Source organism: Streptomyces sp. NPDC058246 (assembly GCF_042881985.1).
Classification (GTDB): domain Bacteria; phylum Actinomycetota; class Actinomycetes; order Streptomycetales; family Streptomycetaceae; genus Streptomyces.
This window is the reverse complement of record NZ_JBHVWZ010000016.1, coordinates 84,140-98,816: the sequence shown is the minus strand read 5'-3', so window position 1 is coordinate 98,816 and position 14,677 is coordinate 84,140. Positions and strand designations below refer to the sequence as shown.

Sequence of the window (14,677 nt, the reverse complement as noted above, 5' to 3'; positions counted from 1 at the left end):
TCGACCATGGCTCTCACTCAGTCGGACATCGACCTCGAGATCACGGATCTTCAGGACGCGTACGACAAGGCGGTCGCGGGCGGCGCCCCGGTCCGGCACCACCCGGGGCGCGACTACGCCCCGTACCGCAGCTCCGTGCTGCGCCACCCCAAGCAGCCGCTGGTCGCCGTGAGCGGCGGCGACCCCGAGACGGTCGAGCTGTCCGGTCCGGTGTTCGGCGTCACCGACATCACCGAGATCGACAGCGACCTGACCCGTCAGCACCGGGGCGAGCCGATCGGCGAGCGCATGACCGTCTCGGGCCGGCTCCTCGACCGCGACGGCCGGCCGGTGCGCGGCCAGCTCGTCGAGATCTGGCAGGCCAACGCCGCCGGCCGCTACGCGCATCAGCGCGAGCAGCACCCTGCGCCGCTCGACCCCAACTTCACCGGTGTGGGGCGCACCCTGACGGATGATCAGGGGCGCTACACGTTCACCACGATCAAGCCGGGCCCATACCCGTGGGGCAATCACACCAACGCCTGGCGGCCCGCGCACATCCACTTCTCTGTCTTCGGCTCGGCGTTCACCCAGCGGCTCGTGACGCAGATGTACTTCCCGAGCGACCCGCTCTTCGCGTACGACCCGATCCTGCGGTCCGTGACGGACGAGGCGGCCCGCAACCGTCTGATCGCCACCTACCGCCACGACCTCTCCCAGCCGGAGTTCTCGCTCGGCTACGCATGGGACATCGTCCTCGACGGTCCCTCCGCCACCTGGATCGAGGAAGGCCGCCCCGCATGACCGAGCGGTTGCTCCCCACTCCGTCCCACACCATCGGCCCCTTCTACGGCCATGCGCTCCCCTTCCCCGGCGGCGCGGACGTCGCGCCCCAGGGCCGCCCCGACACGATCACCCTGCACGGATACGTGTTCGACGGCGCGGGTGCGCCGATCCCCGACGCCCTCCTGGACTTCTGGCAGGCGGCGCCCGGCGGCTCCCTGAAGGGCGCCCCCGGCTCGATGCGCCGCGACCCGTCGACGGGTGGCTTCCTGGGCCGCGACGGCATCGACTTCACGGGCTTCGGACGGGTCGCCACGGACGCCGACGGGCACTACGCGCTGCACACGCTGCCGCCGGGCAACGCCGGGCTGCCGTACATCAGCGTGTGCGTGTTCGCGCGCGGCCTGGTGCACCATCTCTTCACCCGCGCCTACCTCGCCGACGGCGCCGACCCACTGCTCGACTCGCTTCCGGCCGACCGGCGCGCCACGCTGATCGCGGCCGAGGGCGCGAACCGCACGTACCGTTTCGACATCCGCCTTCAGGGCGAAGGCGAGACGGTCTTCCTGGAGTTCCGGTGACAGCTGTCGAACCCGTCGAACCCGTCGATTCCGACGCCGGCCTGCTCACCCCCGGGTGGGCGGGCTCCCCCGCGTCGGCCGCCACCTCCGACGGTGCGTTTCTCCAGGCGCTGCTCGACGCGGAGGCGGCGCTGACGCGGGCCCAGGCGGGGCTGGGACTGGCCCCGGCCGAGGCGGCGTCGGCGGTGTCGGCAGCCGCGGATGCCGCAGGCTTCGACGTGCGGTCGATCGCGCTGCGCGCCCGCGGCGGCGGCAATCCGGTGATCCCGCTGGTCGCGGATCTGACGGCGGCGGCCGGCGCGGAGCACGGCCCGTACGTCCACCGGGGCGCGACCAGCCAGGACATCATGGACACGGCGATGATGCTGGTCGCCCGCCGCACCCGGGACCTGGTCCTGGCGGATCTGGAGCGTACGGCGCGGGCGCTGGGCCGGCTGGCCGCCGCCCACCGGGACACCGTGATGCCGGGGCGGACCCTGACGCAGCACGCCGTACCGACGACCTTCGGGTTGAAGGCGGCGGGCTGGCGCTCGCTGGTGCTGGACGCGCGGGACCGGCTCACGGCGGTGCGCCTTCCGGCGCAACTGGGCGGGGCAGCAGGCACGTTGGCCGCCTTCGCCACGTCCGGCGCCGAGGACACCCAGGCTCTCGTGTCCGCGTACGCCCGTGAACTCGAGCTCGCGGAACCGGCGTTGCCCTGGCACACGCTGCGGACGCCGATCGCCGATCTGGCCGGTGCGCTGGCCTTCACGGCCGGTGCCCTCGGAAAGATGGCGGTGGACGTCCTCACCCTCTCCCGCACGGAGATCGCCGAGGTCGCCGAGCGGACGGGGGGCGCGTCGTCCGCGATGCCGCACAAGGCCAATCCCGTCGCGGCCACCCTGCTCGCCGCCGCCGCCCGGCGCGCGCCGGGACTCGCCGCCACGCTGTACGCGTCGATGGCCGCCGAGGACGAGCGGCCCGCCGGGGCCTGGCATGCCGAGTGGGAGCCGCTGCGGGAGCTGCTCCGGCTGACCGGCGGCGCCGCGCGCGATGCCGCCGCGCTGGCGGAGGGGATCCGGGTGCACGCGGACACCATGCGCGAACACCTGGGCCTCACCCATGGGTTGATCGTCTCCGAGCGACTGGCCGTCGAGCTCGCTCCCGTGTTCGGGCGGACCCGCGCCAAGGAACTGCTGATACGCGCCGCGCGGCGCGCCGTCTCCGAGAGGCGTCCGCTCGTGGACGTGCTCGGCGAGGAACCGGAACTCAAGGACGTCGACCTCGCGGACCTCACCGACCCCACCCGCTACACGGGCTCCGCCGGAGCCCTGACCGACCGCGCTCTGGAGCGACGTTGACCGACAAGAAGCTGCTCGACCACCGCGCCGAGGGACCCGTCACCGCGCCCCCGCTGCTCCTCGGTCCCTCCCTCGGCACTTCGAGCGCGCTGTGGGACAAGGTCGCCCCCGAGCTGTCCGTCACCCACCGGGTGATCCGCTGGGACCTGCCGGGCCACGGGGGTTCGGCCGCGGACCTGATCGGGCCCGGTGCCACGGTCGCCGACCTGGCCGACCTCGTGCTGGCCCTCACCGACTCGCTCGGCGTCGACCGGTTCGCGTACGCGGGCGTCTCACTCGGTGGCGCGGTCGGGCTACAGCTGGCCGTGCACCACCCGGAGCGTCTCGACAGCCTCGCCGTCATCTGCTCCTCCGCCCACTTCAACGGCTCCAAGCCGTGGGAGGAGCGGGCGGAGACCGTACGCCGCGAGGGCCTCGCCGCGCTCGCCGAGACCGCGAACGCCCGCTGGTTCACGCCCGGTTTCACCGTGCCCGAGCTGGTGGAGGACCATCGCACCGCGGACCCCGAGGCGTACGCCGCCTGCTGTGACGCGCTCGCCGCCTTCGACATCCGGGACCGGCTGGAGACGATCGGCACGCCCACCCTGCTGATCGCGGGGCGCGAGGACCCGGCGACACCGCCCGCGCATCTGCGGGAGATCGCGGACGCGGTGCCCGGCGCCTCACTCACCGAGATCGCGGGCGCCTCGCATCTGGCGCCCGCGGAGCGCCCGGAGGCCGTGCTCGCGGCGCTGCGCGGACACTTCGACGGGTACGCGCCGCGCGGAATGGAGGTGCGCCGGCAGGTCCTCGGCGACGCGCACGTGGACCGCGCGCAGGCACGGCAGACCCCCTTCACCGCCCGCTTCCAGGACTTCATCTCGCGCTACGCGTGGGGCGAGATCTGGACGGACCCGACGCTCGCGCGCCGTGAGCGCAGCATGATCACGCTGACCGCGCTGGTGGCGCACGGCCACTACGACGAGCTGGCGATGCACGTCCGCGCCGCCCGGCGCAACGGCCTCACCCCCGAGGAGATCGGCGCGGTGCTGCTCCAGACGGCCGTGTACTGCGGTGTCCCGGCGGCCAATTCGGCCTTCGCGGTGGCCCAGCGGGTGCTGGCCGAGGAGGACGCGGAGGGAGTCTGACGGGCAGGGTGCCCCTGGCGGACGTAGGGACAGCAGCACCTCCTACGGGCGGGCGCGCCGTGCCTAAGGTGGCGGCGGATCCGCTGGGATCCTGCGAACGGATTCCCTGTGGGGCCCGTGTGAACAGCTTCCCCACGGGTGTTCCCGCGAACGGATCCCCTGACCCCCTGCGAACGGAGTCTCCGTGCCCACTGTCCTGATCACCGGTGCCACCTCCGGGCTTGGCCGTCACGTCGCCTTCGAGCTGATCCGTTCCGGATACGTCGTCCTCACGCACGGGCGTCACCGCGCACGGACGGACCGGCTCGTCGCGGAGCTGCGGGCGGAGGGCGGCGAGGCGCACGGCTTCGTCGCCGATCTGGCCTCACTCGCGCAGGTGCGGCGGCTGGGCGAGGAGGTCGCCGCCGCGCATCCCCGCCTCGAGGTGCTGATCAACAACGCGGGGGTGGGCAGCGGCGCGCGCGGTGCGGGCCGTGAGGTGAGCGCCGACGGTCACGAGCTGCGCCTCGCGGTGAACTATCTCGCGCCGGTCGCCCTCACCCGCGCGCTCCTGCCCACGCTCCGCGCGAGCGCCCCCTCCCGCGTCCTCAACGTCGGCTCGGTCGGTCAGGAGCCCGTGGACTTCGACGACCCGGAACTCACCCGGGGCTACAGCGGCGTATCGGCGTACTGCCGCAGCAAGTTCGCCCTCGCGGCGCACACCTTCGCACTGGCGGAGGAGCTGACGGGCAGCGGTGTCTCGGTGAACGTGCTGCACCCCGCGACCTACATGGACACGGCGATGGTCCGCGAGGCCGGCGTCACCCCCTGGTCCACCGTCGCCGACGGTGCGGCGGGCGTACTCGCCCTGGCCACCCAGGAGTTGGGCACGGGCGGCTACTTCGACGGTACGAGTCCGTCCCGGGCGCACGGGGAGACGTACGACCGAGATGTGTGGAAGCGCCTCGCGGCCGTGACGGATCAGCTGCTCGGCAGCTGAAACCGACCACCGCGCTCCCGAGTGACCGCGACCCCGGGAACCGGGACCCATGGACCCGGGTCACCCGGCTAGAGACTCGCCAGCGCCTCCCCCGCCTTCGCCACCAACCCGTCCGCCCCGCACGTACGCGCCAGGGTCAGGCCCTTTCTGAGCTCCGACGCCGAGCGGGCGGCGATGCCGTACTCGACGCGGGCCGCCGCGTGTTCGTACTGACAGGGTGACGCTTCCAGGTAGGTGACCGCCTGGGCGGCGAGCCGTACCGCACGCTGGCCCGACTCGAGGGCCGCGGCGCAGCGGAGCGCCTCGCCGATCGCCGTGTCGGTGCCGAAGCGCTCGGCCTGGCGGCGGGCGTCGGCGGCCAGGGCGGCGGCGCGCGTCGGGTCCTCCGAGGCGAGGGCCCGGGCGAGGTCGACCGCCCATGGGGCGAGCACCGTGTTGTGGTGGCCGCGCGCGGTGGCGGCCTTCTCGGCTGCCTCCAGTTCGTTGACGCCGGCGTTCGTGCGACCGGCGGCGATCAGAAGGCGGCCGCGTACCGAGCGGGTGTCCGGGAGGACGATCGTGGCCGGGTACGGCGGTGCGAAGCCGTAGCGGTCGGCGATCTCCGCGGCCTCCTGGACGTGGCCCCGGGCGAGCAGGGTGTCGATGAGTCCGCAGGTCGCGGACCAGTACAGGGGCAGCCCGCGGCCGACCCGTTCGGCGAGGCGCAGTGATTCGCGCTGGTAGTGCTCCGCGTCGACGAGGCGACCCCGTCTGCGGTGCGCGAGACCGAGGTAGGCGTTGGCCAGCGAGAGATGGCCGCCGCTCCACCCGGCCTTCACATAGGCGTGCAGGGCCTCGCTGAACAGGCTCTCGGCGCGGTCGAGCCGGTCGGCGTAGGCGTACGCGCTGCCCAGCATCAGGAGGAGTTCGACGCCCCACTCGGTGTCGGTCCAGCCGAGTCCGGGTGCGAGGCGGCCGTTGACGAGGGCGCGGTCGCAGAGCTCCACGACCTCCTCGGCGTTCTCGCCGCGGGTCATCGCGTCGAAGCCGCGCAGTATGAGCAGGGCGCGCTCGGAGTTGTCGCGTCCGGTACACGTGCTGGCGAGTTCGGCCAGTCCGGAGCGTCCCGAGGAACGCTCCTCCCCCGCGTGGATGCCCTCCCACATGTAGTGCACGGCTTGCAATCGCATCCGGGCCGGTCCGGGGGCGAGCCGGGCGACCTCCTCGTCGACCGTGCGGACGGCCTCGTCGAGCTGGTTGTTGTGGAGCAGCGCCTGGGAGAGCCGGAAGACCGCGTCGACACGCATGTCGTCCTGGAGGCCGGGCCTTTCGAGCGCGGCACGCAGATGGCCGATCGTCTTGGAGGGCGCGGTCAGGAGGGTGGCGCAGCCGAGTTCGTAGAGCACATGTGCGTGGACGTCGGGGAGCGGGGGCTCGGCGAGGGCCCGCTCCAGGCAGCGGCGGGCCGCGTCGGGCGCGCCGACGGCGAGGTGTTCACGGGCGGCCTCGCGCATCTGCTCGACGAGTTCCGGGTCGTCGTCCGGGTGGACTTCGAGGAGGTGGCGGGAGGCCGCGGCGGCCCCTCGCCCGGACTCGGTGACCGCCCACGCCGCCTGGCCGTGCATCGCCGTGCGCAGCGCGTCCGGGATCGAGCGGTAGACGGCGGTGGCGATGAGCGGGTGCACGAACTCAAGCTCGCCATCCACCACTTGACCGTTCGTCATCTGTGTCGCGGTCAGAATACGCGCGGCGCCAAGGAGTTCGGCGCAGCGCTGGGCCTCGTCGTCCTGCATACCGGCGAGTTGGGCGGCGAGGTCGAGGGAGATCCCGGTGCCGAGGATCGCGGCCGCCCAGGCGAAGCGCGTGGCGTCGATGCCGAGGCCTTCGAGGCGGGCGACGAGTCCGCGGCCACGGGCCGAGCGGTTCAGCGCGCGCAGTTCGGCGGCCGAGCCCTCGACCGGCTCCAGCTCGCTGTCCTGCACCTTCGCGAGCAGTTCGACGGTCTCGTACGGGTTGCCGCCCGTCACCGCCCACACCTCGCGGCAGAACGGCGCGTCGGCGTGTTCCCCGAGCGTGGCGCGGGTGAGGCCCTCGGCCGCCGCCGGTGTCAGCGCGTTCAGCGTGGCGATCGGGCGGGCCGCGGCGGCGACCGCGTCGAGATGACGGGCGCTCTCGCCGCTGACTCCGCCGGGGCGGCGGGCGACCACGACGAGGACGGACAGGTCGTCGAAACGCTCGGCGAACGCGGCGAGCCAGCGCAGGGTCTCCTGGTCGGCCCAGTGCGCGTCGTCGATGAGCAGCACAAGGGGCCACTCGCGCTTGGCGAGCCGCCGCACCGCCGCGACCAGTCCGTCACAGACTCCCTGCGGGTCGGGTTGCCGGTCGCCCGGTTCCGCTATGCCGAGGGCGGGGCCCGCGATGTCGTACCAGTCGCCCAGGTATTCGCGGGCCTCCTCGGGCAGCAGCGAGACCAGGGCGGGCTGTAACAGCTGCCGTACGACATTGAAGGGGACGGACGTGACGGTCTCACCGCCGCGTGCCGACCACACCGCGCAGCCGTTGCTCTCCGCGATCCGGCGTGCCTCGGCGAGGAGCGCGGTCTTGCCGAGGCCCGCCTCGCCGCTGAACACAAGCAGGCTTCCCGAGGACCCCGAGTCCGCGCACAGCGCGGCGATCGCCTCCTCGAGTGTGGCGACTTCCTCGTCGCGCTCCCACAGGGAAGCCGAGGCGACCACTCCGGGCCGTGCCTCCGTCATCCCGCTACCTCCCCAGCGTCGCCCGTACGACGTACCGGCAACGAGCCTAGCGGCCTGGAAGGCACGGTGGAGGCCGGTCCGGGCACCTGTTGCCGAGACGAGTGACAGCGATGTCCCGGAGGCGACGCGGCAGGGCGTCCACCAGCCCGTGTGAAAGTTATTGACAGTCAACAGTCCTCGAATTGAAGCTAATTTTCCAACATCCAGTGCCCACTTCGGGGCCGGGACCCCGGCCCAGGCACGCCCCGGGAGGAACCGGCATGAGCGCCCCCGCGCACGAACCCGACCTGCGCGCCGCCCCGCCCGAGCACTCCCGCAGAGCCCTGCTCGCGGGCTCCGTGGGCAACTTCATCGAGTGGTACGAGTTCGGCGTCTACGGCTACTTCGCGACCGTCATCGCGGCACGCTTCTTCACTCCGGAGGGCGGCAGCGAGGTCGAGGCCCTGGTCAAGACGTACGCGTCCTTCGCGCTGGCGTTCTTCTTCCGGCCGGTGGGGGCCGCGCTGTTCGGGCGGCTCGGTGACCGGGTCGGCAGGCGTCCGGTGCTGATCCTGGTGATCTGTCTGATGACCGCCGCGACGACACTGATCGGCGCGCTGCCCACGTACGCCACGGTCGGCGCCCTGGCCCCGTGGCTGCTCACCTTCCTGCGGGTGCTCCAAGGGCTGTCCGCGGGCGGGGAGTTCGGGGGCGCCGTCTCGGTGATGACGGAGTTCGCGCCACCCGGCAGGCGCGGTCTGTACGGGGCGTGGCAGTCCTTCACCGTCGCGCTGGGGCTCCTCGCGGGCGCCGGCGTCGCGGCGCTGCTGGCCACGCTGCTCAGCGCCCGCGCGCTCGACGACTGGGGCTGGCGGCTGCCGTTCCTGCTCACGCTGCCGCTGGGGCTCGGCGCCCTGTGGTTGCGGCTACGCCTCGACGAGACGCCGTCGTTCGTACGCGAGGGGCGAAGCGGCCGGCCGCCGAGGCGTGAGGTCGTCAGGGCGATCGTGCTCGGCGCCGGGCGTGTCATGGGCTGGGCGGCGTCGGGTTACACCTTCCTGGTGGTGCTCCCCTCGTACCTTCAGAGCACCCTCAACGCCACCTTCCAGCAGGCGCTGCTCGCCACCGTCCTCGCCAACCTGGGCTTCGCGGCCACGATCGTCCCGGCGGGACTGCTGAGCGACCGGATCGGGCGACGGCCGGTGATGCTGACGGGCGCGGTGCTGGTGGTGGTGCTGGCGGTCCCGCTGCTCAACCTCCTCCAGGACAGCGGGACTTCACGCACCATGCAGGGTGTCGCCGTGTTCGTGGCGGGTGCCGTCGTCGGGCTGATGGCGGGGCCCGGTCCCGCGATGCTCTCCGAGATGTTCCCGACGAGCGTGCGCTACACGGGCCTGGGACTCGCCTACGCCTTGTCCAATGCCGTGTTCTCGGGGTGCGCCGGGCTCATCATCACGGAAACCATCAAACGGACCGGGAGCGTCGACATCCCCGCGTACTACGCGGCGGCGACGTGCGCGGTGAGCGTCCTCGCGCTCGCCACGCTGCCCGGAGGGAAGGGGAGTTGAGCGGGTGCGGGTGATCGGCCTGATGTCCGGCACGTCGTACGACGCGATCGACGCGGCGGCCGGCGAACTGACCCTCGACGGGGACAGCCTCGTACTGCGGCCGCTCGGGCTCGTCAGCGAGGCGTACGACGACGACCTGCGCGACGCGCTCGCGGCGGCACTGCCTCCGGCACCCACCAGCCTGGCCGACGTGTGCCGCCTGGACACGCTGATCGGACAGGCCTTCGCGGCGGCGGCCGTCCGGGCCGACCGTGAACTGTGCGACGGCGCGGGCGAGCTGGTCGCCTCGCACGGACAGACCGTGTACCACTGGGCGCGGGACGGGCAGGTGCACGGCACGCTCCAGCTCGGGCAGCCCGCGTGGATCGCCGAGGCGACCGGGCTGCCGGTGGTGGCCGACTTCCGCCCGCGCGACATCGCCGCGGGCGGCCAGGGCGCGCCGCTGGTGAGCCTGGTCGACCTGCTGTGGCTGCGCGGCCGGCCGGGGACGCCGGTGGCACTGAACCTCGGCGGCATCGCCAACCTCACCGCGCCGGACGGCACCGCCTTCGACACCGGACCCGCGTGCGCCCTGATCGACGCGGCGACACGGGGGCTGAGCGGCGGACGCCTGGACTACGACGTGGACGGGACGCTCGCCGCCCGCGGCACCGTCCACGAGCCGCTGCTCCGGCGGCTGCTCGCGGAGCCGTACTACGCGCTGCCCGCGCCCAAGACGACCGGCAAGGAGCTGTTCCATCTCGGCTACCTGCGGGACGCGCTGGCGGGTTTCGGGACGCTGACCGCCGAGGACGTCATCGCCACCCTCACCCGGCTCACCGCCCGCACCGTAGCGGACGCGGTGCGCGCGGTGCGGGCCACGGAGGTGATCGCCTCCGGCGGCGGCACCCGCAATCCGGTGCTGATGGCGATGCTGGGCGCGGAGCTTCCCGGGGTGGCGCTGCGCACCTCGGACGAGTTGGGGCTGCCGTCGGCCGCCAAGGAGGCGTACGCCTTCGCCGTCCTGGGTTTTCTGACGCTGCACGGACTCGCGGGCACCGATCCGGCGAGCACCGGGGCCAGGCACCCCAGCGTGCTCGGGTCGATCACCCCGGGCCGTGAGGGGCTGCGGCTCCCGACGCGGGCGGAGCGGCCCCCCGTACGCCTCGTCCTGAAGTAGCCCGCGGCGCGGGGCGCGCGTACCCCGCGGCTCGGCCCGAACCCTCGGCACGAGGTGCGGTGAACCCGCGGCTGCGTCCTGACGTGAACCCGCGGGCTCGGCCCGGACGCGAACCCTCGGCACGAGGTGCGGTGAACCCGCGGCTGCGTCCTGACGTGAACCCGCGGATCAGCCCGTACGCGATCCCTCGGCACTGGGCGAGGTGAGCCCGCGGCGCGGCCTGAAATGCCTCATCGGGGAACCCTCTCATCCGCCTTTCACGCAGGGCTCATACGGTGGGCACCATGACGCAGGTGACTCCCCCCGGCTGGTATCCCGACCCCGGGCAGACAAGTGACGCTCCCGCCACCGAGCGCTGGTGGGACGGTAAGGCATGGACGGACCAGACCCGCCCCGTGGGGTCGGCCGCCGCATGGGGTCCCCCGGCGCACCCGCCGGCCGACGGGCCGTATCCGGCCCCTCCGCCGGGCTCGCCGCGGCGCGGACTACGCATCGGTATCGCGGTCGCCGCGGCGATCGCGGTCCTCGCAGGCATCGGCGGTGGCGTGTACGCGCTGACCAAGGACGACGGAAACGGCGGCAACAGCGCCGGCGCCCAGGGCCCCGGCGGGCAGAACGGCCAGGGCGGCACGGGCGCGCCCTGGGGCGGCGGACAGGGTGAGTCGGGCGGACCCGGCGGCGCCCCTGGCGGTTCCGGTGGCCCGGGAGGCTCCGGCGGGTCGGGAGGCTCCGGCGGGTCGGGAGGCCAGACCCCGGCGCCCGGTCAGTCGGCGCCGCAGGCCGAGAAGGGGTACGCGACCGACGCGCTCAACGGCATCAGCATCCCGGTCCCCGACGGCTGGGCCGGCACGGACGGTACGCTCAGCGCCGCGATCTCCACCAAGGACACCTACAAGTGCCCCGGCGACACCTCGCAGAAGTGCCAGCGGGGCGGAGCGTACTCAGCACCCGCGCAGGCGCAGGGCCTCAAGGCGACCACCGCGGAGGCGGCGGCCAAGGAGGACATCGCCAAGAACGCCACCGAGTCGTACGGCAAGGGCTACGGCACGATCTCCTCGCACACGGAGCTCGCCTCTAAAGCGGTCACGGTGGCCGGCGAGAAGGGCTATCTGGTCCGCTGGAAGGTCGTGACCAGCAAGGGCGACGACGGCTACGTCGAGTCGCTTGTCTTCCCCTCCCCCGCCGACTCCAAGTCGCTCGTCGTCGTCCGCTTCGGTGTCGACGTCAGTTCCAAGGCGCCCAAGGAGTCGGTGATCGACACGATCACCAAGGGCATCAAGGTGGCTTCGGGGGCCGGCGGCAACGGGCAGAACGTCTGACCGGTTCGAACCCGGTCCCGCCGGAAAGTGTTCGGCCGGGTGGGGCGCCTCTCCGCTCAAGAGGAACCCCACCCGGCCGGGGGTGCGCGCCGCCCCCGTCCCCACGGTGCGGCGCGATCAGGCCGACGTCCGGTCATCCCGCGGACGGCGACCTGAGTCTCAGGTAAGGCCAAGGGCCGGCAGCACGACCGCCTCCACGAAATCTGTGAGATAGGCCGCATCCGCGTACTTGCCTTCAAGGACGGGGCGGACGCGCAGCACGCCGAGCATCTGCGCGGGCACGAACTCCAGAGCCGGGTGATCGGCGGCGACCTCGCCCCGCTCCACCCCGCGCCGGATCATCTCCCGGAGCTCCGCGACCTCGGGCTCCACGAGCGCGTCGCGCAGCGCCTGCTGGAGTTCCTTGTCCTGCATCAGGGCGTGGCCGAGGCCCTGCAGCAGCTGGGTGTTGTCCCGCGCCGACCACTCGCCCGCGGCCCGGGCCGCCTCGCGCAGGTCCTCGGCGAGCGAGCCGGTGTCGATTCCGGTGAACCGCGGGCAGCGGTTGGCGCGCAGCGCGGCGGCCACGAACTGGGGCTTCGTCTTCCACTGGCGGTAGAGCGTGGACTTGCTGCAGCGGGTGCTCGCGGCCACGCCCTCCATGGTGAGCGCCTCGTAGCCGCATTCGCGGATCTGGTCGAGCACGGCGTCGTAGAACTCCCGCTCACGCTCTGGCGTGATCTTGGAGCGGCGCGAGGCGACGACCGTCTCCGGTCCGTCCGCGGCCTGCGACGTCATGGCTCTTCTCCTCGCTGAATCCGGCTCGTTTCGGTGATCCACGGTGGCCCGCTTCACACAGTCTAATCGATACGCCAGTGTACCGGTACGGCTTCGTATCGGTACACTGGCGTATCGGTACACTGCCGTATCGGTACACTGCCGTATCGGTACACTGCCGTATCGATGAGCCTTGGACAGGATCCACTCCGCTGTCGAGATCCACGTCTCTGTGGAGATCCACTCCTGTGTGGAGTGGGTCCTGTCCTGGGCTCACCGCGCATCACCCCACGCAAGACCATCAGCAAGGGGGCCGGGGGATGGATTCCCGAACCGAGCCTGCGGTTTCCGCATCAGAAATGTCCGCGTCGGAGACGTCCGCATCAGAAACGTCCACCTCGGAGACGTCCGCGTCAGAACCGGAGCCGCCCGACGCGGCCATATCGCGCGTCGCGATGTCGGAGGACACCGTGGCGCGGCCGCCGCTCCTGCGCGAGCTCCTGCTCGTCGTAGGGCTCTTCGTCGTCTACAAGGTCGGCCGGCAGCTGGCCACCGGCCACACCGCCGAGGCGTTCGGCAACGCACACCGTGTGTGGGACCTGGAGCGGGCCGTGCACCTGCCGAGCGAGGGGGCCGTACAGGGAGCACTGCTGCACAGCGACACCCTCGTACACCTCGCGAACACCTACTACGCGACCGTCCACTTCCCGGCCACCGCGGCGTTCCTGGTCTGGCTGTATCTGCGCCGCCCTGCCCACTACGTCTGGGCCCGCCGGGTCCTCGCCGTCATGACCGCCGCCGCCCTGGTGGGGCACCTCACCTTCCCGCTCGCGCCGCCGCGTCTGCTGGATGTGGCGGGAATGGTGGACACCGGACAGGTGTACGGGCCCACGGTGTACGGGGCGCACCCGGCGACCGACTCCATGGCGAACCAGTTCGCGGCGATGCCCTCGCTGCACTTCGGCTGGGCACTGATGGTCGCCATCGGCCTGATCGCGGCGACCCGGTCCCGGTGGCGCCCGCTGTGGCTGCTGCATCCCCTGCTCACCCTGCTGGTGATCGTCGGCACGGCGAACCACTACTGGCTGGACGCGCTCGTCGCGACCGCGCTGCTCGGCATCGCGCTCGCGGTGATCCACCTGCCGCACCGGACGGCGACGACCGCGGGCCGGATCCAGGAGCACGCCGACACCCCCGTACAGGAAGTACCGGAGCTCGTGGGAGCGGGACGATGAACGCCACGCTCGCCGCCGTCGTCCTGTCGCTCTTCTCCGCCGTCGCGTACGCCGCCGCGGCCGTCGCCCAGGAACGGCTGGCCTCCCGGTCGGCCGGCTCGGGCACGCTGCGGCTGCTGGCCGGCGGCGCCTGGTGGTGGTCGGTCGCGCTCAACGCGTCCGCCGCCCTGCTGCATGTCGCGGCCCTCAAGTTCGGCACCCTCACGCTGGTACAGCCGCTGGGCGCGCTCACCCTGGTCGCCGCGGTGCCGCTGGGCGCGCGGGTGGCCGGCCGACGGGTCAGCGCGGTCGAGTGGCGCGGTACGGCGCTCACCCTGATCGGGCTCGCCGCGCTGCTCGTCACGGCGTCCGGGCCCGCGCCCGACGACGTGCTGTCGGTGCCGCAGGCGCTGGCCGTCGCCGGTACGACCGCCGTACTGATCGGCGGCCTGTCGCGGCCGGGAACGCGGCCGGGGCTGCGACACGCGACCGCCTCCGGATTCGCCTCGGGTGTCGCCTCGGCGCTCACGCAGACCGTGACGGTGGCCGTGACGGACCGTTCGGACTCGCTGCTGAGCGCCCAAGTGATCGTGGTGGCGCTGCTCGTGGCGGCCTTCGCCGCGGGCGGACTCCTGCTGTCGCAGACCGCGTACCAGGGCGGCCTCGGCGCCCCGCTCGCCGTCGTGACGCTCGCCAATCCGGTGGCCGCCGCGGTGATCGGCCTGTCCCTGCTCGGCGAACGCCTGCAGGGCGGCGCGGCGGGCGTGCTGCTGGCGCTCGTGGGAGCGGCGATCGCGGCCTGGGGCGTGGTGACGCTGTCGAGGTCGGCGCCCGAACCCGCGACTCCACCCGCACCCCTGGTGGACGACGACCACCCGGTCGCCGCGGTGCTGGCGCTGGAGCCCGGATCAGCGACGTACGAACCCTCGTTGGTGCCCCAGCAGCCCAACTCGGGGCACCTGACGGCTCTCTAGCCACGGGGGCCGGGCCCGAGGCCGAGAAGCCAGGGGCCCGGAGGCCGAGAAGCCCGGAGGCCGAGAGGCCGGGGGTCGGGAGGCCACGACGGCCACGACGGCCACGACGGCCACGACGGCCACGACGGCCACGACGGCGCGAACGACGGAAGGGGGGGGGGGGGAACACCCAACCCCCCAGCCC

12 protein-coding genes are annotated in these 14,677 nt (G+C 72.9%); 10 read left to right on the top strand and 2 right to left on the bottom strand.

Translation table 11 applies throughout. The annotated features are described in order from the left end of the window. Positions 1–6: 6 nt before the first annotated feature. From pcaH to ACFVXA_RS23440, 5 genes are all read left to right on the top strand, one after another. Complete coding sequence (gene pcaH / locus ACFVXA_RS23460) at positions 7–783, top strand: protocatechuate 3,4-dioxygenase subunit beta (RefSeq protein WP_390026368.1); 777 nt, start codon at positions 7–9, stop codon at positions 781–783. After that, positions 780–1,343, top strand: a complete 564-nt coding sequence (gene pcaG, locus ACFVXA_RS23455) for a protocatechuate 3,4-dioxygenase subunit alpha (protein WP_362020077.1) — start codon at positions 780–782, stop codon at positions 1,341–1,343. The genes pcaH and pcaG overlap by 4 nt, the downstream gene beginning before the upstream one ends. Then, positions 1,340–2,683, top strand: a complete 1,344-nt coding sequence (pcaB, locus tag ACFVXA_RS23450; protein ID WP_390026365.1) for a 3-carboxy-cis,cis-muconate cycloisomerase — start codon at positions 1,340–1,342, stop codon at positions 2,681–2,683. Before pcaG ends, pcaB begins: the two co-directional genes overlap by 4 nt. Then, positions 2,680–3,810 (top strand): 3-oxoadipate enol-lactonase, encoded by a 1,131-nt coding sequence (gene pcaD, locus ACFVXA_RS23445; RefSeq protein WP_390026362.1) that lies wholly within the window; start codon positions 2,680–2,682, stop codon positions 3,808–3,810. Before pcaB ends, pcaD begins: the two co-directional genes overlap by 4 nt. Before the next feature lie 184 nt (positions 3,811–3,994). Continuing rightward, positions 3,995–4,789 (top strand): SDR family NAD(P)-dependent oxidoreductase, encoded by a 795-nt coding sequence (locus ACFVXA_RS23440; protein WP_390026360.1) that lies wholly within the window; start codon positions 3,995–3,997, stop codon positions 4,787–4,789. Between the two features lie 68 nt (positions 4,790–4,857). Here ACFVXA_RS23440 and ACFVXA_RS23435 read toward each other — a convergent pair whose 3' ends face one another. Next, positions 4,858–7,524: an ATP-binding protein gene (locus ACFVXA_RS23435; protein ID WP_389937968.1), complete on the bottom strand. Its 2,667-nt coding sequence runs from the start codon at positions 7,522–7,524 to the stop codon at positions 4,858–4,860. 260 nt (positions 7,525–7,784) lie between these two features. On the opposite strand from ACFVXA_RS23435, the gene ACFVXA_RS23430 reads away from it, so the two are divergent. The 3 genes from ACFVXA_RS23430 (at position 7,785) to ACFVXA_RS23420 (ending at position 11,549) form a co-directional block, all read left to right on the top strand. Continuing rightward, entirely contained in the window at positions 7,785–9,071 is a 1,287-nt protein-coding gene (locus ACFVXA_RS23430) for an MFS transporter (RefSeq protein WP_362020062.1), read from the top strand. A 4-nt stretch (positions 9,072–9,075) separates the two neighbouring features. Next, positions 9,076–10,230: an anhydro-N-acetylmuramic acid kinase gene (locus ACFVXA_RS23425; protein WP_383738552.1), complete on the top strand. Its 1,155-nt coding sequence runs from the start codon at positions 9,076–9,078 to the stop codon at positions 10,228–10,230. Positions 10,231–10,514: 284 nt separating this feature from the next. After that, on the top strand, positions 10,515–11,549 hold the full coding sequence (locus tag ACFVXA_RS23420; protein ID WP_389748332.1) for a DUF2510 domain-containing protein: 1,035 nt from the start codon (positions 10,515–10,517) through the stop codon (positions 11,547–11,549). Between the two features lie 159 nt (positions 11,550–11,708). Here the strand turns inward: ACFVXA_RS23420 and ACFVXA_RS23415 are convergent, their stop codons facing one another. After that, entirely contained in the window at positions 11,709–12,326 is a 618-nt protein-coding gene (locus tag ACFVXA_RS23415; protein WP_362020053.1) for a TetR/AcrR family transcriptional regulator C-terminal ligand-binding domain-containing protein, read from the bottom strand. 434 nt (positions 12,327–12,760) lie between these two features. On the opposite strand from ACFVXA_RS23415, the gene ACFVXA_RS23410 reads away from it, so the two are divergent. Both ACFVXA_RS23410 and ACFVXA_RS23405 read left to right on the top strand, forming a co-directional pair. Then, complete coding sequence (locus ACFVXA_RS23410; protein WP_390026358.1) at positions 12,761–13,540, top strand: phosphatase PAP2 family protein; 780 nt, start codon at positions 12,761–12,763, stop codon at positions 13,538–13,540. Continuing rightward, the gene (locus tag ACFVXA_RS23405) at positions 13,537–14,493 is read left to right on the top strand and encodes a hypothetical protein (protein WP_362020047.1); all 957 of its coding nucleotides are present in this window, start codon (positions 13,537–13,539) and stop codon (positions 14,491–14,493) included. The genes ACFVXA_RS23410 and ACFVXA_RS23405 overlap by 4 nt, the downstream gene beginning before the upstream one ends. Positions 14,494–14,677: the final 184 nt, after the last annotated feature.

What these genes read in the sequence shown, in the direction of transcription:
- ACFVXA_RS23435 (WP_389937968.1), bottom strand. Translation starts at nt 7,524, where the DNA reads ATGACGGAGGCACGGCCCGGAGTGGTCGCCTCGGCTTCCCTGTGGGAG.
- ACFVXA_RS23430 (WP_362020062.1), top strand. Translation starts at nt 7,785, where the DNA reads ATGAGCGCCCCCGCGCACGAACCCGACCTGCGCGCCGCCCCGCCCGAG.
- pcaH (WP_390026368.1), top strand. Translation starts at nt 7, where the DNA reads ATGGCTCTCACTCAGTCGGACATCGACCTCGAGATCACGGATCTTCAG.
- ACFVXA_RS23420 (WP_389748332.1), top strand. Translation starts at nt 10,515, where the DNA reads ATGACGCAGGTGACTCCCCCCGGCTGGTATCCCGACCCCGGGCAGACA.
- ACFVXA_RS23415 (WP_362020053.1), bottom strand. Translation starts at nt 12,326, where the DNA reads ATGACGTCGCAGGCCGCGGACGGACCGGAGACGGTCGTCGCCTCGCGC.
- pcaG (WP_362020077.1), top strand. Translation starts at nt 780, where the DNA reads ATGACCGAGCGGTTGCTCCCCACTCCGTCCCACACCATCGGCCCCTTC.
- ACFVXA_RS23405 (WP_362020047.1), top strand. Translation starts at nt 13,537, where the DNA reads ATGAACGCCACGCTCGCCGCCGTCGTCCTGTCGCTCTTCTCCGCCGTC.
- ACFVXA_RS23410 (WP_390026358.1), top strand. Translation starts at nt 12,761, where the DNA reads ATGTCGGAGGACACCGTGGCGCGGCCGCCGCTCCTGCGCGAGCTCCTG.